Below are 20,940 nucleotides of genomic sequence, written 5' to 3'. Positions count from 1 at the left end.
CCGGCCGAGTGCCGGACCGGAGAATCGGGAGCGAAACGTGCAAGGCTGGTTGCTTTTCCAACATGCGCTCGATCCCTCGCTCCCCGAGGTTCCCGAGGTGCTGCGCTTCCAGGAAGCCGCGATCGCGCAGCATATCGATCTTGAGGTGTTGCAGCCGCAGCGGTTCGATCTCGTCGTCGGCGCCGCGGACGATTGGGCGGTTACCTATAAGGGGCGGCCCGTCGAGCGCCCCGATTTCGTCATCTGCCGCACCGGGGCCGAGACCGATTATACGACGCTGGCGCTGCTGCGCCATCTCGAGCGCCGCGGGGTCCGGCTGGTCAACGGCCCGGCCGCGATCGAGCGCGTGGCGGACAAATTGCACAGCCTGCAGAGCCTGTCGCGCGCTGGGCTGCCGATCCCGCGCACGATCCTCGGCAAATTCCCGCTCGATGCGGCGCTGGTCGAGCGCGAGCTGGGTTTTCCGGTGATCGTCAAGACGCTGAAGGGCACGCGCGGCGCCGGCGTGCTCAAGTGCGAGAACCGCAGCCAGTTCGAGGATCTCGCCGGGCTGCTCGAAAGCGCTCATGCCCAGGCCGATTTCGTGCTCCAGCATTATATCCGCGCGAGCCACGGCCGCGACGTGCGCGTGCTGGTGGTCGGCGGTCGGGTGGTCGCGGCGATGGAGCGCCGCTCGCTGACGGGCAATTTCAAATCGAACGTCTCGCTCGGCGGCGCGGCGGTGGCGTATAATCCGCCGCACGATATGGCGGAGCTCGCCATCCGCGCCGCCGAGACGCTCGACCTCGATGTCACCGGCATCGACATCCTGTTCGACGAAGACGGCTATCGCATCTGCGAGGCGAATTCGGCGCCGGGTTTCCAGGGGTTGGAGCGGGCGACCGGGCTCGACGTACCGGGTGCGATCCTGCAGTGGATCATCGCGACGCAGGATTATGTGCCGCCGGTTCCCGCGCTGCCCGAGGGGGATGCGCTGATGGATCTGGTGTTCGGCGGCCGTGGCGGGCTGCGCGCGATCGGCGATCGCAATACCGACGCCCGCGGGTTCGCCAGCGCGGTCGGGCTGCGGCTGATCGCCGCCGGGGCCAATTGTCTCGCGCGCGCGGCGCTCCCCGCGGTTCTGGTCGACCGGCGGGGGAGGACAGAGCTTGGGCTGAAGGCGCTGTTCGACGGCACCGCGACGAGAATTCCGCTGGGGTTCGACGATGTTGAGGCGGAACGTATCCTGATCGTCCTCCTGGCGGTGTCGATCTGGGCGGCGATCATCCCGTGGCTGGCGGGGGCCGATGCGGCGATCAGCGGGATTCTGTCGGTCATCGCGCTGCTTTTCCCGATCGCCTATCTGCTGACCGCGCCCGCCGGCCGGGTCCGCAATATCGTCGCGCGGCTCCGGCGATGATGGGATTGGAGACGATCCCCTGGGCGGATCTCGCGCCGTTCATCGTGGTGGGGTTTTTCGCGCAGCTCGTCGACGGGACGCTGGGGCTGGGGTTCGGCGTCCTTTCCAACACGCTGCTGATCGCGCTCGGCGTGCCGCCGCCGGCCGCCTCGGCGGCGGTGCGCACGTCGGAGAGTTTCGCGAGCGGTTTTTCCGGCCTCGCCCATATCGCGCAGCGCAACGTCGACTGGCGGCTCTTCGCGCGGCTCGCCGTCCCCGGGGTCGCCGGGGGCGTGATCGGGGTGTGGATCTTCGCGCTCGTCCACCAGCCGGTGCTGCGCCCGGTGATGTTCGCCTATCTCGCCGCGGTCGGCACCTATCTGCTGTGGCGCGGCCCGCGGCGGCCGCATACCTATCGGCGGCTGCGGCTCGTCGGGCCGGTCGGGTTGATCGGGGGCTTTCTCGACGCATCGGGCGGCGGCGGGTGGGGGCCGGTGGTCACCGGGCATCTGCTCGCGCAGGGCGCAACCCCGCGCGTGGCGATCGGGACGGCGAATGCGGCGGAATTCTTCGTGACCGTCACGGTGCTCGCGGCATTCATCAGGACATTGGGGTTCGAGGCGTTCACGATCGCCGCCGCCGGATTGTTGATCGGTGGCGTCGCCGCGGCGCCGCTGGGGGCGCTTCTCGTCCGGCAGGTGCCGCCGCGCCTGCTCGTCATGCTGGTCGGCGGGCTGCTGATCACCACCGCGCTCTACGGCCTGCTCGCGCTCGTCTTCGGCCCGATTCCGGCCTTTCCACGATATTGACGCGTTCAATCTCCACTGATGCGGGGGAGATGGAGCTACGCCGGGTGAAAGAGGAACTTGCTTATCGCGCGGGCGCGGGCCGGTTTATCACTGCTTCCACCGTCGGCGATCCGCGACCCGGATTCAGCCCTCGCCCATCTCGCCACGAGGCCGCCCGATGATTCTCGCCGCGATCGATCCGCTCTATTCGCTGGCCGGCGTGGCGGTCGGCATGCTTGTCGGGATGACCGGCGTGGGCGGCGGTTCGCTGATGACGCCGCTGCTGGTGCTCGCATTCGGTTTCCACCCGGCGACCGCGGTCGGCACCGACCTGCTTTACGCCGCCGCCACCAAATCGGCCGGCACGGCGGTCCACGGCGCCGGCGGGACGGTCGACTGGAAGGTCGTGCGCCGGCTCGCGCTGGGCAGCGTGCCGGCGACGATCGTCACGCTCGCGATCCTCTCCACCGCGGGCGCGCGGTTCGACGGCACCGGCCGGATCATCACCACGACGCTCGGCGCGGCCTTGCTGGCGACCGCGGTCGCGATCCTGTTTCGCGGCACGATCGTCGGCTATTTCACGCGACGGTTTCCGCCGCGGCCGGAGCCGCAGGTCATGTCGCTGACCGTCCTGCTCGGCGCGATCCTCGGGATCCTCGTCTCGCTTTCCTCGGTCGGCGCGGGCGCGCTCGGCATGACCGTGCTGCTGATCCTCTATCCCAACCTGCCGACCAATCGGCTCGTCGGATCGGATATCGCCCACGCCGTACCGCTCACGCTGATCGCCGGCGCGGGGCATTGGATGATCGGATCGGTCGATTTCGCGCTGCTCGGCGCGCTCCTGATCGGCTCGGTGCCGGGGATCATCCTCGGCAGCCTCGTCGCCACGCGCGTCTCGGATCGGGTGTTGCGCCCGATCCTCGCCGGCACGCTTGCGCTCGTCGGGGGAAAGCTGGTCTTCTGACCCGTCGCCCGCGTCAGCCCGCGACGCGGGCCGATCGCAGCGCGTCGAGCGGCCGGCGATCGATCCAGCCGCCGACATCGAAGCTTTGCGGGATGAACCCCCAGCGATGCAGGAAATCGGTGAAATCCTGGATCGCCTCCACCGATTGCGTCGCGAGATCGGTCCTGAGCCGGGTCTGCGCATCCTCGCCATAAGCGACCGACACCCAATATTCGCTCGCATTGGTCTCGCGCGCGAGATAGCGGCGCACCTCCGACGGATGATCCTGCGCCCAGGCTTCGGCGCGCAGCACCTGATCGAGGATCGTCACCGCCGCGTCGAAATGATGATCGAGCAGATGGCCGTCGACCGCCAGCGTTCGCGGCGTGCCGTTGTTCGATCGGATCAGCGGCTCGGGATGCGCGCCGGTGTCGATCACCGTGGTGAGCCCGAACTGATGCGCGACCTGCGCGCCATGCGCGCCCTTGAGGAAGATCGCGTCGACCTCGCCGCGCAGCAGCGCGATCACCTCGAGATTGTTGGCGCGCGCGCGGCTTCCGCCGACGCGTCGCGCCAGCGTCCCGCCGATATTCTCGGCGCGCTCGTCGCTGTAATGGCTCTCGATATCCTGATCGACCAGTTCGACGTCGGAAACCTCCAGCCCCTCGAGGCGCAGCGCATTTTCGAGCCCGCGGATCGCCTGCGCGCGGGTGAAGTCGATTTCGACATTCTTCCAATTGGGGAGGCCGAAGCGCCTGCCCTTGAGATCGCGGACGGTGGCGATCCCCGATTCCGGGCTGGCGAGGATGAGCTGGGTCTCGTCGGCCCAGGACAGCCCGATCACGCGCGTGTCGCGGCCGCGCGCCTTGGCGCTGATCGCCGGGATATTGCCGCCGTGCCGGACCGAATTCTGGAGCGTGTGGCTGAAATGCGATTCACGCGTCGCGAAATCGTTCGATTCGAGCAGCGACGAAACCTTGGTGCCCTGCGCCCGGAACGCCGCCTCCAGCCAGCCTTGCTGGATCGCGATGCCGAGCCCGGTGGGGACCGGGCAACGCGTATACCACAAAGTGTCGAGCCTGTCGGTCATGATCGGTCCTTTCTTCAGGAAACGGCGGCAAGGAGCCGCACGTCGGCGGCGGGTCGGTCCACGCCGACGGCGACGCGCGGGCGCGGTAGGCCGAGGTGGTCGCGCAATGTCGTGCCGTCATATTCGGTGCGGAACAGCCCGCGGCGCTGGAGCTCGGGCACGACGAGATCGACGAATTCGCTGAGCGAGCTCGGGAGAAGCGGCGGGATCAGGTTGAAGCCGTCGGCGGCGTCGCGCTCGAACCAGTCCTGGATCTGGTCGGCGATATCGACCGGGGTTCCGATCACCACACGATGCCCGCGCACCGCGTTGAAGCGCAGGAACAACTGCCGGATCGTGAGATTCTCGCGCCGCGCCAGCGCGGTGAGCTGTTTCCAGCGCCCCTTGCCGTTCTCCGGCTCGGGCAGATCGGGAAGCGGCCCGTCGAGCGGATAGGCGCTGACGTCCTGCCCCATCAGGTTCAACTCGCCGGAAAAGTCGACGGCATCCTCGAGCGCGGAGAATTTGTCCTGCGCTTCCTGCCGGCTCGAACCGATCGCGAAGGAGAGGCCGGGCATCACCTTCAGCGTGTCCGGATCGCGGCCGTATTTCGCCATGCGGCCCTTCACGTCGGCGTAGAAACGCTGCGCTTCCTCCAGGAATTGCGCGGCGGCGTAGATCATCTCGGCATATTTGGCGGCGAAGTCGCGCCCGACTTCCGAATTGCCCGCCTGCGCGAACACCGGATGGCCCTGGATCGGGCGGCTCGCATCGAGGATCGTGTCGAGGTGGAAGTATTTGCCGTCGTGGTGGACGGGGTGGACGGCACTGGCATCGAGATACCGACCGCTGTCGCGATCGGCGTGGTCGAATGCATCGTCGTCCCAGCTATCCCACAGGTCGCGCGCGACATCGACGAATTCGGACGCGCGCTCATATCGCTCGCTATGCGTCAGCGGCTGCTCGACCCCGAAGCTGCTCGCCGCGCCGTCCGCCAGCGACGAGACGATGTTCCAGCCGATCCGGCCTCCGCTGATATGATCGAGCGCGGCGAAGCGGCGCGCGAGCGAATAGGGATGATCGAAATTGGTGTTCACCGTCGCCACCAGCCCGATCCGGTCGGTGACGGCGGCGAGCGCGGCGGTCAGCGTCAGCGGCTCGAAATCGAGAAAGGCGTGCCGCCGCTCGATCCCTTTGGTGCTGTCCCCCGCGATGCCGACGAAATCGGCGAAGAAGGCGGTGTCGAGCTTGCCGCGTTCCGCCGTCTTCACCAGTTCCGCCCAATAGCGGAAGTCGGGCCGGCCGCTGCTCGCCGATCCCGGCTGCCGCCACGCGCCGGGGTGATGGCCGTGGCGCGTGAGGAACACGCCGAGCGCGAGCTTGCGCTGTTTCGCCGCCATCGGAATTACTCGGCGGCCTGCGCATAATGGATGACGCCGTCGTCATCGACATGCGCGTCGGGGGGGACGAGCTTGCCCATCTTCCATTGCTGTTCGAGCACGCCGGGGCCGAACGGCTTCGATCCGCCGAGCGCGGCGCCGAGGATCTGGAATTGCGCGCCTTCCTCGAGCAGCACGATATTGTTGACCAGATCGCGCAGCCCCTTCCAGCTCCAGATCGTCGCGCCGCCATTGGCTTCGACGATCCCCGGCACCTCGCGATCCTTCTCGATCGCATCGAGGATGAAATCGACCTCGGCCTGGCGGCGGTTGATATAGACCGGAAGCTCGGCCGAGAAACGAAAGCGCCGGTTGGGGACGTAGAGCAGCGGCAGCGCGGCATGCGCCTGCGAATAGGCGCCGAGATGCGGGGTGTGGACGTGGCTGATCGCCTGGACGTCGGGATGCGTCTTGAACAGCTTGAGGTAACGCGCCGCGCCGCCGGGCTTGTTGCTCCAATAGCTGTTGCCGTCGAAGCCGATCACCGCGGTCTGCGCCTGATCGGGATCGTCCTCCCACAATCCGACGTAATTGAGCGTAATGATCTTGTCCTCGCCGGGAATGCGCACCGCGAAGAACAGGGTGCCGCTCGGCGAGATGGTGCGCGTCTCGCGCAGCAGGCGGAACGCGCGGCGCGCGTCCTGCTCGGTCTTGGTGACGAAGGCGATGGCTTCGGGCGACAGGCCGGGTTGTTCGGACATGACGATCTCCTCTCAGGCGAGTTCGGGGGTGGTGGCGCGGGCATTGATCGCGCGCGCGGCGTCGAGCGGGCGTGGATCGACCCACCCGTCGAGCTCGAAATCGGCGTCGAGAAAGCCGTGGGTGAACAGGAATTTCTTCTGCTGCTCGAACAAGGCGAGCCGATCGGCGTCGAGCGTCGGATGCAGCCCCTCGTGGAGCCGGGCATAGGCCTGATCGACCGCGCCCGCGCTGCCGGCGGTTTCGAATTCCAATATCTCGCGCAGGCGGTTGGGCTGCGCCGCCACCCAGTCGGCGGCGCGCAGCGTCACCGCGAGGAAGCGCGCGACGAGATCGAAATGCTCGTCGAGCAACTGCTGGTGGACCGTGATCGGGCGCGGGGTCCCGTTGTTGACCCGAAAGCGCCGGTCCGGGAGCGCGTCGAGATCGATCGCGATCACCAGCCCCGCCTCGCGCGCCTGATCGAGCGCCGAGGCGCCCTTGACATAGATGGCGTCCACCTTGCCCGCGACGAGCGCCTCGATCGGCCACAACCGGCCGACGCCTGAGCGGCGCGGTTCGAGATCGCGGCCCGCGCCGCCGATGTTGCGCAGCCGGTCCTCGGTCTCGACCAGCTCGACATCGTCAAAGGTCAGCCCAGCCGAGGCGAGCACGCCCTTATAGCCGGCGAGCGACATGCCGCGCGCGATGCTGGTGCCGCGCACATGGCTCGGGATGTCGTTGCGGCTCCAGCCGGGCAGCGCGAGGCGGCGGCCCTTGAGATCGGCCGCGTGCGCGATCCCGGTATCGGGGCGGGTGAGGATCAGTTGGCTTTCCTCGATCCAGGTGAGGCCGACGAGACGGGTCGGCTCATGCTGCGCGCGCGCGGCGATCGCGAGCATGTTGCCGCCCTCGCGGATCAATGTCGGCAGGCGATGATCATAATGATGCCGCGCGAGTTCGGACCCCGATTCCTGCAGCGTGCGCAGGGCGATCCCGTCGCGCGCGAATTCGTCGCCGAGCCAGCCGAGCTTATAGGCGATCCCCGTCGCGGTCGGCACCGGGCAGCGCGTGAACCACAATTCGGTGAGTTTCTCCCGCGTCGGGGCAATGCGATCGAGCGTCGTTGCCATTCTGAGCTCCTTGGCCAGCGTGTGACGGGAAGGGAGCAAGGCTCATGCCAAGCCGCGATTTCGGCGGAGTCGCGAAGGATGGGGGCCGCGCTGCGTTGATCGATGCGCGATATTCAGCAGCAATATTGGTGAGTTTTCACCGCTATTGCTGCGGCAACGGATCAGATCAGCCCGAAATTCTTGAGATGGGTCCGCACGACGTTGCGGGTGACGCCGAGCGCGCTCGCCGTCTTGATCTGGTTCGCGCCCGACATCTGAAAGGCTTCGCGCACCGCGATGTTGACGAGCCGATCGAGCAGTTCGGGATGCCCCTCGTCGATCAGGCGCGCGACGACCGGCCGGAGAATATCCTCGATCGACGTGGGCGCGGTCGCCGGGGGCGCGGCGTGCGGCTCGCCCGGCGGGGCGAAATCCTCGATCGCGATCGGCGGCGACAGCCCGAGATCGGCGACCTGGATCACGCCGTCCTGGTTGATCAGCGTCGCGCGGTAGATGGCATTCTCAAGCTCGCGGATATTCCCCGGCCAGTCATGCCGGTACAGCGCCTCCTCCGCCCGCGGCCCGAGGTCGAGCCGCCGGGGCGGGAGCTTGTCGCCATAGACCTGCAGGAAGTGCCGGGCGAGCGGCAGGATGTCGGCGCGCCGCTCTCGTAGTGGCAGGAGCGGCACCGTCACGACTTGCAGCCGATAGAAGAGGTCGGCGCGGAAGACGCCCTTTGCCACCGCCTGCGCCAGATCGACGTTGGTCGCGGCGATCAGGCGAACGTTGAGCGGGGTGGCGGTGCGCGAGCCGATCCGCACGACTTCGCGCTCCTGCAGGATGCGGAGCAACTTCACCTGCAGCGAGAGCGGAAGATCGCCGATCTCGTCGAGGAACAGCGTGCCGCCGTTGGCCGCCTCGAACCAGCCCGGCCGCGCGGCATGCGCGCCGGTGAAGGCGCCGCGCTCGTAACCGAACAATTCGCCCTCGATCAGCGTCTCGGAAAAAGCGCCGCAATTGACCGCGAGGAACGGGCCGGACGCGCGGTCGCTCATCGCGTGGACATAGCGCGCGACCAGTTCCTTGCCGGTTCCGGTCTCGCCGATCACCAGGATATTGGCGTCGCTCGGCGCGGTGCGTTCGATCAGCGGCATCAGCGCGCGCGAGCGCGGATCGGAGAAGATGAACGCCCGCGCCCGCGCGCCGACCGAATGATGTTTGTCGCAATCGAAAGCCAGCACGGCGCGCCCGCCGGCATGATGCGCGGTCGTCACACCGACATCGGGACGCGTTGCGCGATCGGCTTGCGGGTTTGAGGCCATGATCTCCTCCGGGTCGTCGCGGAGGATAGCGTAGATTCATCCACTAAATAAGTAGGAATTAAAGCAGGCTCGATAGCTCAGCTTTCAGCGGGCGGCCGCGCGATACCGTTCCAGGCCGGCGCGTCGCGCCAGCGCGGCATCGAGCGGACGCGGATCGATCCAGCGCGCGACATCGACGCGATGTTCGAGAAATCCGTGCAACCACAAGAAGTTGGCTTGCTTCTCCAGCATGTCGACGCGATCGGGCGAGAGATCGGGGTGCAGCGAGCGATGGAAATCGCCGCGATAGGCGGCCTCGACGCCGGATATGCCCGCGAGCGTCTCGCGCGCCAGGATGTGCTTGAGCTCGGCCGGATTGCCGGCCGCCCAGTCCGCGGCGCGCAGTGTCTGTTCGAGGAAGCGCACCACGATGTCGAAATGATCGTCGATCATATCGGCATGCACCGTGATCGGGCGCGGCGTGCCATTGTTCACCCGGGCGAGCCGGCTGGGATAGGAATCAAGATCGATCCCCACGACGAGGCCGAGCCGCGCCGCCGCTTCGGCCGCCGCCGCGCCTTTGATATAGACCGCGTCGACGCGTCCGGCGGCGAGCCAGTCGAGCCCCAGCCATAACCGGCGCATCCCGGCGGCGCTGGGCTGCTCGATCGGCGGGGCGGGGACCTCGACCAGCCGCGCCTCGCCGAGCGTCAGTCCACCGAGCGCGAGCGCGCTTTGAATGCCGTGGAGCGCCATGCCGCGCGCGATGCTCTCCCCGCGCGTGCGCGCGAAGCCCGGCAGCGCGAAGCGCAGGTTCCTGAGGTCGGCCGGCTCCAGGACCCGAGTGTCGGGGCGCACGACGATCGCCTGGCCCTCGTCGATCCAGGTCAATCCGATCACCCGCGTCGGGGCGCCGAGCGATCGCGCCGCGAGTGCCTGGATGTTCCCCGCCTCGCGGAAATGATGACGCGCCTGTCGTTCGGGGTCCGGCGCGACCAGCCTGAGGCCGCTCTCGGCGACGCGCTTGATCGCGATCCCGTCACCGGCGAATTCCTCCGCCATCCACCCCAACGCCCAGGCGATGCCCGAGGCCGCCGGGATCGGGCTTTGCGACATCCAGATCGAATCCAAAGCTTCCGGGCCACCCGCTGCGCGACAGTCAATTTCCATCTTCTTCTCCGCCGCCAGGCCGTGCCCTGTCACGACTCCGCGGTTGACGGGCTGATCGCAAGGCGCGTGCCAAGCGGCACCTTCCGTCCGGGCGGCGTATCGATCGACGCTTATCGGTGGAATTCGCGCAGCCGATGCCCGCGCGCTGCTTCATTTTGCGCAATTTGGGCGGTCGCCCCAGGCGCGCGGCGCGCGCATCCGCGGAAACGCGCGCTTGGCACGCGAACTGCATCGTCGGCAGCGAAAGGAATTGCGTGTGGCGACTGAAGGTAAATCATCGCGGCCGTGGGCGATCCTCGTCGCGGTGCTCGCGTTGCTCGGCGGTGCGCTCGCGTTCCAGTTGCACCGCGCCAGCGGCTCGGCCGCGCCGGCGCGAACCGTCAACATCGCCGGCATCGCTTATCCCTATGAGGGGCGGCAGGTCTATAACGGCCTGACCGGTATCATCATCCAGCAGGGCTGGCTCAAACAGGAGCTGGCGAAGCGCGGGGTGGAGCTCGCCTTCACCCCGATCCCGACCGCGGTAGGCGGCCCGCTGATCAACGAGGGCTTCTCGGGCAAGCGCATCGACTTCGCCTCATATGGCGATTTTCCCGCGATCATCGCGGTCTCGGGCGGGGTGCCGCTCAAGCTCGTCGCGCCGGTCGGGCAGGGGCAGAATTCCTATCTGGTGGTGCGCAACGGGCTGCCGGCAAAGACGATCGCCGATCTCAAGGGCAAGCGCATCGCCTTGCATCGCGGCCGTCCGTGGGAATTGCCTTTCTCCAAATTGCTCGACGCCAACGGGCTGAAGCTCAGCGACTTCACGATCGTCAATATCAATCCCTCGGCGACGCCGGCCGCGCTCGCGTCGGGCAATGTCGACGCGACCTTCCTGCTCTCGGACGGTCTGCTGCTGGAGCAGCGCGGTGTCGGCCGCGTCATCTGGTCGACCAAGCAGGCGCCGGCGGACTGGCGGATGCGCGCCGAACTGTTCGGCCGCGGCGATTTCGTCGACCATCATCCCGAGCTGACGCAGATCGTCGTCAATGCCTTCGTGCGCGCCGCCGCCTGGTCGGCGCTGGAGGAGCATCGCGCCGAGGTGATCCACCAGGCCTCGCGCGGTGCCCTGCCCGAAGCGATCGTGGCCAAGGATTATGCCGAATCCGGCATTGCCTGGCGCGACCGCTTCTCGCCGATCTTCACCCCCGATATCGCGGGCCATTACCGGTCGGTCGCCGATTACACCTATGCGCGCGGCCTTGTCCGCAACAAGGTCGACGTCGATGCGCTGATCGACCAGCGGTTTGTCCCGAACGCGTTGCGCGATCTGAAGCTTGACCGCTTCTGGTCGGCGGGGAGCGCGGCGGCAGCGGCGCCCGCGCCGGTTTCGACGGGCAAGAATTCGTGACTGCGCGCGCGCCGCTCGCGGCGCTGACCGCTCCTTTGGCGCTGCTTGCGCTATGGCAGCTCGCCGCGCTCTCCGGCGTGTTTCCGACACAGGTGCTGGTGCCGCCGGCGGATGTCGCGGAAACCCTGTGGTCGCTGGCGCGAAGCGGTGAGCTGGAGCGGCATATCGGCGAAAGCCTGTTCCGGCTCGGTCTGGGCTATCTGATCGGGGCGGTCGCCGGGCTGGCGTTCGGCGCCTGTATCGCGCTGTCGCGCCTCGCAGAAGCCGCGCTGGCGCCCGCCTTCCTCGCCGTCTGGCAGGTGCCGGTCATCGCGTTCGTGCCGGTTCTGGTGATCTTTCTCGGCATCGACGAGCCGTTCAAGATCGCGATCGTCGCGCTGGCGACCTTCTTTCCCGTCGCGCTGGCGACGTTCGACGGTATCCGGGGCGTTCCGAAAGCGTGGTTCGAGGTCGCCCGGGTCTATCGCACCCGGATTCCCGACCTGATCCTGCGCATCCTCGTTCCGGCGACGGTTCCGGCGGTGCTGACGGGCATGAGGGTGGCGCTGACCCGCTCGTGGGTGGTGCTCGTCGCGGCCGAGCTGCTCGCCGCCGACAGCGGAATCGGACAGATGATGGAGATGGGCCGCCAGATGTTCCGCATCGACGTGGTGCTCGCCGGGGTGGTGGTGAGCGGTGTGATCGGCTTCGCGCTCGATCGCGGCGCCAAGGCGATCGAGCACCGCGCGACACGGTGGAAATACGCATGAAGCAAGTGCTCGCCCGCCCCGCCGCGCGGTTTGCGATCGGGTTCGTCGTGCCGTTGCTGTTTCTCGCCTGGTGGCAATGGCAGGCAAGCAGCGGCGGCGCGCGCGCGCTGACCTTCGCCCCGCTTCAATCGATCGGCGCGGCGCTTGTCGAGCTGGTCGCGGACGGTGCGCTGGCGCGCGACATGTTCGCCACCGTGTCGCGCAGCCTTGCCGGGCTGGCGATCGGGGGATCGCTGGGGATCGCGATGGGGGTGTCGATGGCGATCTGGCGACCGCTCGACCGCGTGCTCGGGCCGTTGCTCCACGCCATCCGGCAGGTGCCGCTGATTGGCTGGCTGCCCCTGTTCGGCCTGTGGTTCGGCACCGGGCAGGGCACCGAGCTCATCGTCGTCTGCCTGTCCGCCTTCTTTCCCGCGATGCTCAACAGCTATGAGGGCGTCGCGCATGTCGAGCAGCGCTATCTCGATGTCGGGCGGCTCTACGGCTTCACCCCGTTCCAGCGGTTCCGCCTGTTGCTATTGCCCGCGGCGATGCCGCTGATCCTGACCGGGCTTACCCAGGCGCTCGCCTTCGCGTGGATCGCATCGATCGCCACCGAAATCCTGCTCGGCGCGGGAAGCGGGCTCGGCGTCACGATGCAGCTTGCCCAGACCCAGCAGCGGCTCGACGTCATCCTCGTCGCGATCATCGCCACCGCCCTGTTGGGTTTCGCGATCAACACCCTGTTCCAGCGCCTGCGCCGCCACTTGCTGCGCTGGCAAGCCGCGCCGCTTTGAGGAGTTACTATGTTCGTCGATCCCCGGCCGCCTTCCGTCGCTTCCGCCGATCATGCCGCGCGCGGCGCGCTGACGATCGCCGATCTCGACAAGAGCTTCACGATCGGGGGCGAGCCGCGGCGCGTGCTCGACAACATCAATCTCTCGGTAAAGGCCGGCGAATTCGTCAGTATCGTCGGCGCCTCCGGGTGCGGCAAATCGACGCTGCTGCGGCTGATCGTCGGGCTCGATGCCGATTATAGCGGCGAGATCCGGCTCGACGGGAACCGCATCGCCAGCACCAGCCTCGATCGCGGGATCGTCTTTCAGGACCACCGCCTGTTTCCGTGGATGACGCTGGCGCAGAATATCGAGCTGGCGCTGCTCAACACCGACACTCCCAAGGAGCGGCGCGCGCAGATCGTCGCCGATCATATCGCGCTGGTGAATTTGAAGGGCTTCGAACAGGCCTATCCGCATCAATTGTCCGGCGGGATGGCGCAGCGCGCGGCGATCGCGCGCGCGCTCGTCACCGAGCCCAAATTGCTGTTGCTCGACGAGCCGCTCGGCGCGCTCGATGCGCTGACGCGGGTGCACGTCCAGAACGAGCTGCAACGCATCTGGATGGCGCAGCGTTCGACCGTGCTGATGGTCACCCACGATGTCGAGGAGGCGCTCTATCTCGGCGACCGGGTGGTGATCATGGCGCCCGATCCGGGGCGTATCCGGCGCATCGTCGATGTCGATCTGGCGCACCCGCGCGATCGCGGCGCCCCGCTGCTCCACCGGCTCAAGGACGAGATCCTCGCCGAGCTGACCGCGGCGCCGGCCGATCCCGCCAATCTCGTGCGCCTGCCGGGCCGGGAGGACCGCCGATGACCCGCGAGGCGGCGCATCCGGTCGAGCCCTTGTTCGTCGACCGCTGGTCGCCGCGCAGCTTTACCGGCGAGCCGGTGCCCGATGCGGTGCTGCTGAGCGCATTCGAGGCGGCGCGCTGGGCGCCGTCCGCGTCGAATGTCCAGCCGTGGCGGTTCCTGCTCGCGCGGCCGGGCGATGCCGATTGGGAGACGTTCGTCGGGCTGCTGATGCCGCGCAACGCGCTATGGGCAAGCCGCGCGTCGGCGCTGGTGGTGATCCTGTCCGAATTGCGGCTCGAGCGGCGCGGCGTGGTGGTCGACAATGTCTCGCACAGTTTCGATGCCGGGGCGGCCTGGACCAATTTCGCGCATCAGGCGCTGCTGCTCGGCTGGCATACCCACGGGATCGGCGGGTTCGATCGCGATGCCGCGCGAACGCGGCTCGCGGTGCCGGACGATTTCGCGATCGAGGCGATGGTCGCGATCGGGCGGCTGGCCGGGCTCGATACGCTCGATCCCGAATTCCACGCCGCCGAAGCCCCCAACGGGCGACGCCCGCTCGATGAGACAGTGTTCGCCGGGCGGCTGGGGACGCCGGCCTTTGCCAAGGAAAGGAATGCTGCATGACCGTGCGGATCTATTGGCAGCTCGATGTGGCGCAGCAGCCTGCGCGCGGCGAGATCGCCGCGCGCCCGGCGCCCACCGGGATCGCGCGCGACGTGCGCACGCGCGCGATCACCCGCTACGATCATTATGCGCAGATCGCGCAAGCCGCGGCGCAGACCGCGTTCGACGGCCTGTTCATCGTGCATCGGCCGCAATCGGACGATGCCGCGATCGTCGCCGCGGCGATCGCGCGTGAGGTGCCGCGGATCGAGCTCGTCGCGGAATTTCCCGCGTCGGCGGGGTCCGCGGTCTATGCCGCCAAGCAGGCGGTGACCTTCCAACGGGCGACGCGCGAGCGGCTTGGCTGGGCGATCGCGCCGTCGCGCCCCGCGGTGGAACGGGCGCATGACGGCGATCGCGTTCCCAACGAGGCGCTGGCCGCGCGGACCGAGGAATTCCTCACCGTCGCGCGCGGCGTCCACGGCCAGCATCCCTATTCCTTCGCGGGCCGCTTCTTCGAGGTCGAGAATGGCGGGTTCGATGCGCCGCTCAACCGCGTGCGCTTCCCGCGCGTCTTCCTGCAGGGCGAGAGCAAGGAGGAACTGGCGCTGTCGGCGCGCGTCGCCGACGTCCATCTGTTCTGCGCGACCGGCTTCGCGACGCTCAGTCGCCAGATCGAGGCGCTGGACATGCTCGCGCTCCAGGCGCGGCGGTCGATCGGTTTCGGGCTGATCCAGCCGGTGCTCGCGCGCGACATCGACGAGGAAGCGCGTCGCGATGCCGCGCGCGCGGGTCTTCCCGAACAGGCGATCGTCGGCGATTATGCCGAGGTCGCCGATCGATTGGCCGCGCTCGCCCGGCTTGGTGTCGATCATTTCGTCCTGACCGGCGGTTCCTCGCTCGAGGAAAGCTATGTCGTCGGCCAGCACGTCCTTCCCCGCTTGCGCGCGCTGCTCGACGCGTCGCGCGCCGCCGCCTGAACCGAGGTGATCCCATGACGATCGATTTCTATTGGCGATTGCCGACCCACGGCTGCCACAGCAGCATCCGTTACGGGGCTTATGATCGCGGCGACTGGTCGCCGCTCGCCGCCGGCAACATCGCGCCGGGGATCGACGCATCCGGCGCGGACGACGGGTTTCGCTATATCGACCATCTCGCCGAGATCGCGCGCGCCGCGGAGGGCGCCGGGTTCACCGGCGGGCTGATCCCGTCCTTTCCCAATACCGACGATCCCTGGGTGATCTCGCCGCTGCTGGCGCGCGCCACGCGGACGTTCCGCTTCATGATCGCGTTCCAGCCGGGTTTCCTCAACCCGGTCCACGCCGCGCGGCTCTCGGCCAGTCTGCAACGCGCGACCGGCGGACGGACGGTGTTCAACATCATCACCGGCGGCGGCGGGCCGGCGCAAACCTGGTGGGGCGACAGCTTCAGCCACGACGACCGCTATGGCCGCACCACCGAATTCCTCGACGTGTTCAAGGGCGTGTGGACGCAGAAGGATTTCTCGTATCGCGGCCGCTTCTACGAGGTCGAGCACGGCGGTCTGGCGCCGCTCTTGGCGCATGAGGACATCCCCGAGATCTGGTTCTCCGGCTCGTCCGACGCCGCGCTGCAATCGGCCGCAAAACACGCTGATTACTATCTCTCCTGGCTCGAGCCGTTCGACCAGCTCGCGGACAAATTCGCGCGCGTGAAGGAACGGACCGCGGCATTGGGCGGCGAGCAGAAATGCGCGGTGCGCGTCGATCTCGTCGCGCGCCCGACCGAGGAGGAAGCGTGGCGCGACATCCGCATCGGGTTCGAGCATGTCGGCGAGGAGCGTCGCCGGCAGGGCCGCGGCGGGCCGACCGATTCGGTCGGCGCGGCGCGCCAGCAGGCGCTCCGCCCGAGCGAGGCGAAGCGGTACGAGGATCTGATCGTCGCGCCCAACCTGTGGGGCGGTTTCAACCTGCTGCGCGGTGGCCCGGCGCTCGGCATTGTCGGCAGCTATGAGCAATGCGCTGCGCGGCTCGACGACCTTATCGCGCGTGGCGCGAACGCCTTCATCCTCGCCGGTACGCCGCATCTCGAGGAGGCGTGGCGCGTCGGGGAGGAAGTGCTTCCCTTGCTTGGCCGCAACCGGGATCTGTTGCTCGCCGCCGCCGAATAGCGATCATCAAACGCCTAAAAGGGGGAGGGGCGCCGGCGGGTCATCCACCGGCGCCCTTTTATTTTGCGCTGCGACGCGAGCGGGGCGTCAGAAGCGGAAGATCACCGATCCGCCATAAGTGCGCGGGTCGCCCCATTCGACAGTGTCGCCGGTGATCCCTTGCACCGGATTGGCCTGCGGCAGCGCGTGATTGCGGAAATCCACGTCGAACAGATTGTCGATATAGGCCGAAATGGTCACGCGATTGTCGGCCGAGGTGAAGCTGATCCGCGCATTGGCGATCGTATAGCCGGGCTGGGTCAGCAGATAGCGGTTCACCCGATCCTGCGGGGTGATGTAATAATATTGCAGCGACGTATAGCGCGCATCGGCCTGGAGCTCGACGTTGCCGCTCCGCCCCGCCGGGATGGTATAGCTTGCCGAACCGTTGAGCGTCAGCTTGGGCGCGCGCACGAACCGCGCGCCCGACAGATTGGCGCCGCCGTTCACGACATTGAGCTCGTCATATTTGGTATCGAGGATGCCGACCGCGCCGTTGAGCCGCAGGCGCGCGAACGGTTTCGCTTCGATCTCGAATTCGGCGCCGTTGACATGCGCCTTCCTGGCATTCTGGAGATAGGACACCGTCGCGCCGCCGACCGCACCGGGATTTGGCCCGACCACGTTGATCTGCACATTGTCATAATCATAGTGGAAGGCGGTCGCGTTGAAGGTCAGCCGGCGATCGAACCATTGCGACTTATAGCCGAGTTCATAGGCATTGAGCTTTTCCGGCGCGACCACCAGCAGCGCGGCGGGCAGCGTCGCCGCGGTATTGAACCCGCCCGATTTCACGCCGTGCGAGAATTTGAAATAGATCAGATTGTCGCGATCGACTTGCCACGACGGCGTCGCGTCATAAGTGAACGCGTCCCAGGTCTTGCGTAAGTCGCCCGAGAAGGTGCCGGGGCCGCCGAACCTTCCGGTATAGCTGTTCCACCAATGCGCATAATTGCTCCAGCTCGTCGCCGCGGCATTGGGCGCGGCCAGCCGGTCGAAATCGAGCGTCTTGGTCTCGCGCGTCCAGCGGCCGCCGAGCGTCAGTTTCAGCGCGTCGGTGAAATTGAACGTGCCGCTGCCAAACGCCGCGCCGCTTTCCGCCTTGTGGTGATAAGCGGTCAGTGCATAAGCGGCGGGCGCGGTGCTGCCGGGAAGCGCGGGCACCGCCCCGGCCGGCAAGGTCGCCGAATAAGCGTTCGAGACGATCTTCTCGTTGAAATAATAAAGCCCTGCGATCCAGCTCAGGCGATCGTCCTGCCGGGAGGCGAGGCGCAGTTCCTGCGTCCATTGCGCGCTGCGCGCAGCAGTATAGCCGCGTGAGATTTCGAGCGGGGTATAGTCGCTGTCGTTGGCGCCGCGCGTCTTGAACCGCTCATAGCCGGTGATCGCGGTGAGCGTGACCCCGCCAAGCGTCCAGTCGAGGTGCAACGAGCCGCCGAGCTGCTTGTTGCGGCTATATTCGGGGGCGTTGTAATTGACCGTATCCTTGTCGGTCGGCGGCGCATAGCCGTTGCGCAATATGCCGCTCGGGGCATAGCTGGCGGTGGTCCAATAGCTGCCGTCGGTGCTGTAATCGCGATAATGGACGCTCAGCAGCGCCTGGAAATTGGCGGTCGGCGCGAACAGCACCTGCCCGCGCAGCACCTCGTCGCGGATCGCGTTCGATTTGTCGCCAGTGAAGAGATTGGTGAAGCGCCCGCCGCGATCGTCGAAATGGCCCGAGACGCGCACCGCCAGAATATCCGGCACGACGACCAGCCCGACCCCGCCCTCGATGATCTTCTCGTTATAGCTGCCATAGTCGAAACGGACATAATTGTCGTTGTCGCGCGGCGTGAGCGACGGCTTCTTCGATATCACGTTGATCGCGCCGCCGGTCGTATTCTTGCCCCACAAGGTTCCTTGCGGGCCGCGCAGCACCTCGACCTGCTCGATATCGAACAGCGGCAGGCCGGTCGCGCTGGCGTTGGAGATGTAAACGTCGTCGAGGTAGAAGCCGACCGGATTGGCGAGGTCGAGCTGCTGCTGGCCCGCGCCGACTCCGCGGATCCACCAGCGCGGACGCCCGTGTTGCTGCGTGCCGGCGGTCGCGTTGGGGACGAGGTTGAGCACTTCGTTCGCCGACTTGCCGAGGCCGCCGCTGCTGAACAGGTCGCCGCCGAGCGCGGTCACCGCGGTCGGCACATCCTGGAGGCGCTGCTCGCGGCGTTGCGCGGTGACGAGAACGTCCCCGGTGCGCCCGTCGGTATTGGCGTCGGCATCGGGTTCCGGCGCGGGGTCGGCCGCGGTCGATGCGGGCCGATTGTCCGCCGTCGCGGGCGTCGCCGCCAGCCCCGGCCCGGCGACGAGCATGAAGGCCAGCACATTCGATGAGGCAACGACGTCGAAAACTCGCTTTGCAACTCGCGACAACGCAATTCTCCCTGCTGATTTTGGGCACGCGCGGAGGTGCCGTTGCCGGGGGCGTCGCAAGCGATGTGCCAGACGAGCTAACCTTCTGATATTATGAGGCTGTCTCGGCGAGTTGTGGAAAAAGGGGCGGTGCTCGCCGCGGCATCTGGTGCGATCGCAGCAGCCGAGTTGAGCAATTTGCCGCATCCGCGCCCGGTGGTCGGACGCGATCAGAAATGGGCGAGATAGCCGCCGTCGACGGCCAGCACCTGCCCGGTCACATAGGATGAGGCAGGCGAGGCGAAGAACAGGACCGCCGCGACGATCTCGTCGGGGCGTCCCCAGCGCCCGAGCGAGGTGCGGCGGGCGAGATGCTCGGCGATCGCGGGATCGGCGGTCATCTCGGCATTCGCCTCGGTCGCGAAGAAGCCGGGCGCGACCGCATTGACGGTTATCTGCCGAGGGCCGAGCTCGGCGGCGAGCGCCCGGGTGAGCGCGTCGAGGCCGCCTTTCGTCATCGTGTAGGCGGCGTCTCCCGCGCGAGCGATCTGGCCGGCGATCGAGGTGATGTTGATGATGCGCCCGCCGCTCGGCATCCGCGCGCCGATCAGCCGCGCCAGATCGAACGGCGCGATGAGGTTGATTTCGACCAGCTTCCGCGCCACGCCGCGATCGAGTTCGGCGAGGGGCCGTCGATCACGATCCCCCGCATTGTTGACCAATATATCGATGCGGCCGTGGCCGAACAGCAATTCGGCCGCGGCTTCTTCCCGAGAAAGATCGGCAACGACGATCTCCGAGGAACCGCCGGCCGCGGCAATCGCCTGTCGGACGGCGAGAAGTCGCTTGGCGTCGCGGCCATGCAGCAGGACATGCGCGCCGGCGGCCGCCAGACCCTTGGCCATTTCGCGCCCGAGGCCGCCGCTGGCGCCGGTGACGAGTGCGATCTTGCCGTGAAGTTGGATTGCCGCCACTCCGTCCAAGCCCGTCCGCCCGAACGGGTCTATCGGACGGACGGCCGGTTTGGCGCGCGCGCCGCCTAAAATCAATAAGCCGCCGTGAACCGCTCGCGGCTGTGCGCCTTGCGCTCGAGTTCGTCGACCATCGCGATGGCATAATCCGCAAAGCTGATTTTGCTTTCGCCATTCTCGTCGGTCACCAGTCGATCGCCGCCGAGCCGATAATGGCCGAGCCGCGGCCCTTCGAACAGCAAGGCGGCGGGCGAGAAGAACACCCAGTCGATGTCGCGTTCCGAACGGATGTCGTCGAGAAAGGCGATCCCGCCCTCGGCGATCGGCTTCCACTCGGCGGGAAAGCTCGGGGTGTCGATCACCCGCTGCCCCGGCGCGATTTCGAGGCTCGCGGCGCCCCCGGTGACCAGCAGCCGGTGGACACCTGCCGCGCGCAGCGCGCCGAGCAATGTCGCGGCGGGCACGTCGAAGTGCAGCGCGCTGATCACCGCGTCGCTGCCGCGGATCAGATCGGCAAGCTCGTCGGGCTTCGACGCGTCGCCGGCCCGCACCGTCACCCCCGATTGCGCCGGGATCGCATCCGGGTTGCGCGCGATCGCGAGCACCTCATGCCCGCGCGACGCGAGTTCCTTCGTGATCTCGGACCCGGCCCGCCCGCTTGCGCCCAGCACAGCAACCTTCATTTTTCGCCTCCTTCGGTTTCCAACAGGAACCAAGTTGTCTAGGGTAACCCGCAATGCAAGACGGCACCTTTTCGACACTTGGTCACTTCGGGGAAACCGCGGGCGGGCGCGGCGACGTGTTCAATGCCAACTGCCCGACGCGGCGGCTGCTCGATCGCGTCGGCGACAAATGGAGCGTCCTGATCCTCAGCCTCCTCGGCGACGGCGAAAGGCGCTTCAGCGCGCTGAAGCGCGAGATCGGCGGGGTATCGCAGAAGATGCTCAGCCAGACATTGCGGTCGCTCGAGCGCGATGGCCTGGTGACCCGCACCGTCGCGCCGACCGTGCCGGTGACCGTCGTTTACGCGATCACCCCGCTGGGGGCCGAGTTGCTGGCGGCTTTGAGCATGATGATCGATTGGGCGGAGGCGCGCATCGATGCGGTCACCGAGGCGCAGCGCCGCTTCGACCGGCGCGATCGTCTTTGAGG

The 20,940-nt window shown here is 67.5% G+C and carries 20 protein-coding genes; 11 read left to right on the top strand and 9 right to left on the bottom strand.

Annotated elements, in window-relative coordinates; translation table 11 throughout:
• The first annotated feature begins 37 nt into the window (after positions 1-37).
• From NED98_RS00930 to NED98_RS00920, 3 genes are all read left to right on the top strand, one after another.
• Positions 38-1,399, top strand: coding sequence for an ATP-grasp domain-containing protein (locus NED98_RS00930; RefSeq protein WP_265311504.1), 1,362 nt, complete (start codon positions 38-40; stop codon positions 1,397-1,399).
• Positions 1,396-2,187, top strand: a complete 792-nt coding sequence (locus tag NED98_RS00925) for a sulfite exporter TauE/SafE family protein (protein WP_265311503.1) — start codon at positions 1,396-1,398, stop codon at positions 2,185-2,187. The genes NED98_RS00930 and NED98_RS00925 overlap by 4 nt, the downstream gene beginning before the upstream one ends.
• Positions 2,188-2,344: 157 nt before the next feature.
• Positions 2,345-3,130, top strand: coding sequence for a sulfite exporter TauE/SafE family protein (locus tag NED98_RS00920; RefSeq protein ID WP_265311502.1), 786 nt, complete (start codon positions 2,345-2,347; stop codon positions 3,128-3,130).
• 13 nt (positions 3,131-3,143) lie between these two features.
• Here the strand turns inward: NED98_RS00920 and NED98_RS00915 are convergent, their stop codons facing one another.
• From NED98_RS00915 to NED98_RS00890, 6 genes are all read right to left on the bottom strand, one after another.
• Positions 3,144-4,199 carry an ABC transporter substrate-binding protein gene (locus NED98_RS00915; protein WP_265311501.1) on the bottom strand — a complete coding sequence of 352 codons (1,056 nt, stop codon included), beginning with the start codon at positions 4,197-4,199 and terminating at the stop codon, positions 3,144-3,146.
• Between the two features lie 14 nt (positions 4,200-4,213).
• Positions 4,214-5,578, bottom strand: coding sequence for an LLM class flavin-dependent oxidoreductase (locus tag NED98_RS00910; RefSeq protein ID WP_265311500.1), 1,365 nt, complete (start codon positions 5,576-5,578; stop codon positions 4,214-4,216).
• Positions 5,579-5,583: 5 nt separating this feature from the next.
• The gene (locus NED98_RS00905) at positions 5,584-6,318 is read right to left on the bottom strand and encodes a class II aldolase/adducin family protein (protein ID WP_265311499.1); all 735 of its coding nucleotides are present in this window, start codon (positions 6,316-6,318) and stop codon (positions 5,584-5,586) included.
• A 12-nt stretch (positions 6,319-6,330) separates the two neighbouring features.
• Positions 6,331-7,428, bottom strand: a complete 1,098-nt coding sequence (locus NED98_RS00900) for an ABC transporter substrate-binding protein (protein WP_265311498.1) — start codon at positions 7,426-7,428, stop codon at positions 6,331-6,333.
• A gap of 161 nt (positions 7,429-7,589) precedes the next feature.
• Entirely contained in the window at positions 7,590-8,729 is a 1,140-nt protein-coding gene (locus NED98_RS00895; RefSeq protein WP_265311497.1) for a sigma-54 interaction domain-containing protein, read from the bottom strand.
• A gap of 84 nt (positions 8,730-8,813) precedes the next feature.
• Positions 8,814-9,824, bottom strand: a complete 1,011-nt coding sequence (locus NED98_RS00890; protein ID WP_265311496.1) for an ABC transporter substrate-binding protein — start codon at positions 9,822-9,824, stop codon at positions 8,814-8,816.
• Between the two features lie 310 nt (positions 9,825-10,134).
• Between NED98_RS00890 and NED98_RS00885 the strand changes: the two genes are divergently transcribed.
• Genes NED98_RS00885 through NED98_RS00855 form a run of 7 tightly spaced genes read left to right on the top strand, consistent with a single transcriptional unit; the run spans position 10,135 to position 16,387 of the window.
• On the top strand, positions 10,135-11,268 hold the full coding sequence (locus NED98_RS00885) for an ABC transporter substrate-binding protein (RefSeq protein ID WP_265311495.1): 1,134 nt from the start codon (positions 10,135-10,137) through the stop codon (positions 11,266-11,268).
• Positions 11,265-12,017, top strand: coding sequence for an ABC transporter permease (locus NED98_RS00880; protein WP_265311494.1), 753 nt, complete (start codon positions 11,265-11,267; stop codon positions 12,015-12,017). Before NED98_RS00885 ends, NED98_RS00880 begins: the two co-directional genes overlap by 4 nt.
• A complete protein-coding gene (locus tag NED98_RS00875; protein ID WP_265311493.1) occupies positions 12,014-12,793 on the top strand; it encodes an ABC transporter permease in 780 nt (259 codons plus the stop codon). Before NED98_RS00880 ends, NED98_RS00875 begins: the two co-directional genes overlap by 4 nt.
• Before the next feature lie 9 nt (positions 12,794-12,802).
• On the top strand, positions 12,803-13,651 hold the full coding sequence (locus NED98_RS00870) for an ABC transporter ATP-binding protein (RefSeq protein WP_265311492.1): 849 nt from the start codon (positions 12,803-12,805) through the stop codon (positions 13,649-13,651).
• Positions 13,648-14,256, top strand: a complete 609-nt coding sequence (locus NED98_RS00865) for a nitroreductase family protein (RefSeq protein ID WP_265311491.1) — start codon at positions 13,648-13,650, stop codon at positions 14,254-14,256. Before NED98_RS00870 ends, NED98_RS00865 begins: the two co-directional genes overlap by 4 nt.
• Positions 14,253-15,215, top strand: coding sequence for an LLM class flavin-dependent oxidoreductase (locus tag NED98_RS00860; protein ID WP_265311490.1), 963 nt, complete (start codon positions 14,253-14,255; stop codon positions 15,213-15,215). The genes NED98_RS00865 and NED98_RS00860 overlap by 4 nt, the downstream gene beginning before the upstream one ends.
• 14 nt (positions 15,216-15,229) lie before the next feature.
• The gene (locus tag NED98_RS00855; RefSeq protein WP_265311489.1) at positions 15,230-16,387 is read left to right on the top strand and encodes an LLM class flavin-dependent oxidoreductase; all 1,158 of its coding nucleotides are present in this window, start codon (positions 15,230-15,232) and stop codon (positions 16,385-16,387) included.
• Between the two features lie 87 nt (positions 16,388-16,474).
• Here the strand turns inward: NED98_RS00855 and NED98_RS00850 are convergent, their stop codons facing one another.
• The 3 genes from NED98_RS00850 to NED98_RS00840 form a co-directional block, all read right to left on the bottom strand.
• Positions 16,475-18,838, bottom strand: a complete 2,364-nt coding sequence (locus NED98_RS00850; RefSeq protein WP_265311488.1) for a TonB-dependent receptor — start codon at positions 18,836-18,838, stop codon at positions 16,475-16,477.
• A gap of 209 nt (positions 18,839-19,047) precedes the next feature.
• Positions 19,048-19,782: an SDR family oxidoreductase gene (locus tag NED98_RS00845; RefSeq protein WP_265311932.1), complete on the bottom strand. Its 735-nt coding sequence runs from the start codon at positions 19,780-19,782 to the stop codon at positions 19,048-19,050.
• 80 nt (positions 19,783-19,862) lie between these two features.
• Positions 19,863-20,471 carry an NAD(P)-dependent oxidoreductase gene (locus NED98_RS00840; protein ID WP_265311487.1) on the bottom strand — a complete coding sequence of 203 codons (609 nt, stop codon included), beginning with the start codon at positions 20,469-20,471 and terminating at the stop codon, positions 19,863-19,865.
• A gap of 53 nt (positions 20,472-20,524) precedes the next feature.
• Here NED98_RS00840 and NED98_RS00835 point away from each other — a divergent pair, with 53 nt between their 5' ends.
• Complete coding sequence (locus tag NED98_RS00835) at positions 20,525-20,938, top strand: winged helix-turn-helix transcriptional regulator (RefSeq protein WP_179514634.1); 414 nt, start codon at positions 20,525-20,527, stop codon at positions 20,936-20,938.
• The last annotated feature ends 2 nt before the right edge of the window (positions 20,939-20,940 follow it).

The sequence above is a fragment of the Sphingomonas lycopersici genome, assembly GCF_026130605.1.
Classification (GTDB): Bacteria; Pseudomonadota; Alphaproteobacteria; order Sphingomonadales; family Sphingomonadaceae; genus Sphingomonas; species Sphingomonas lycopersici.
This window is presented reverse-complemented; position numbering and strand designations above follow the sequence as displayed.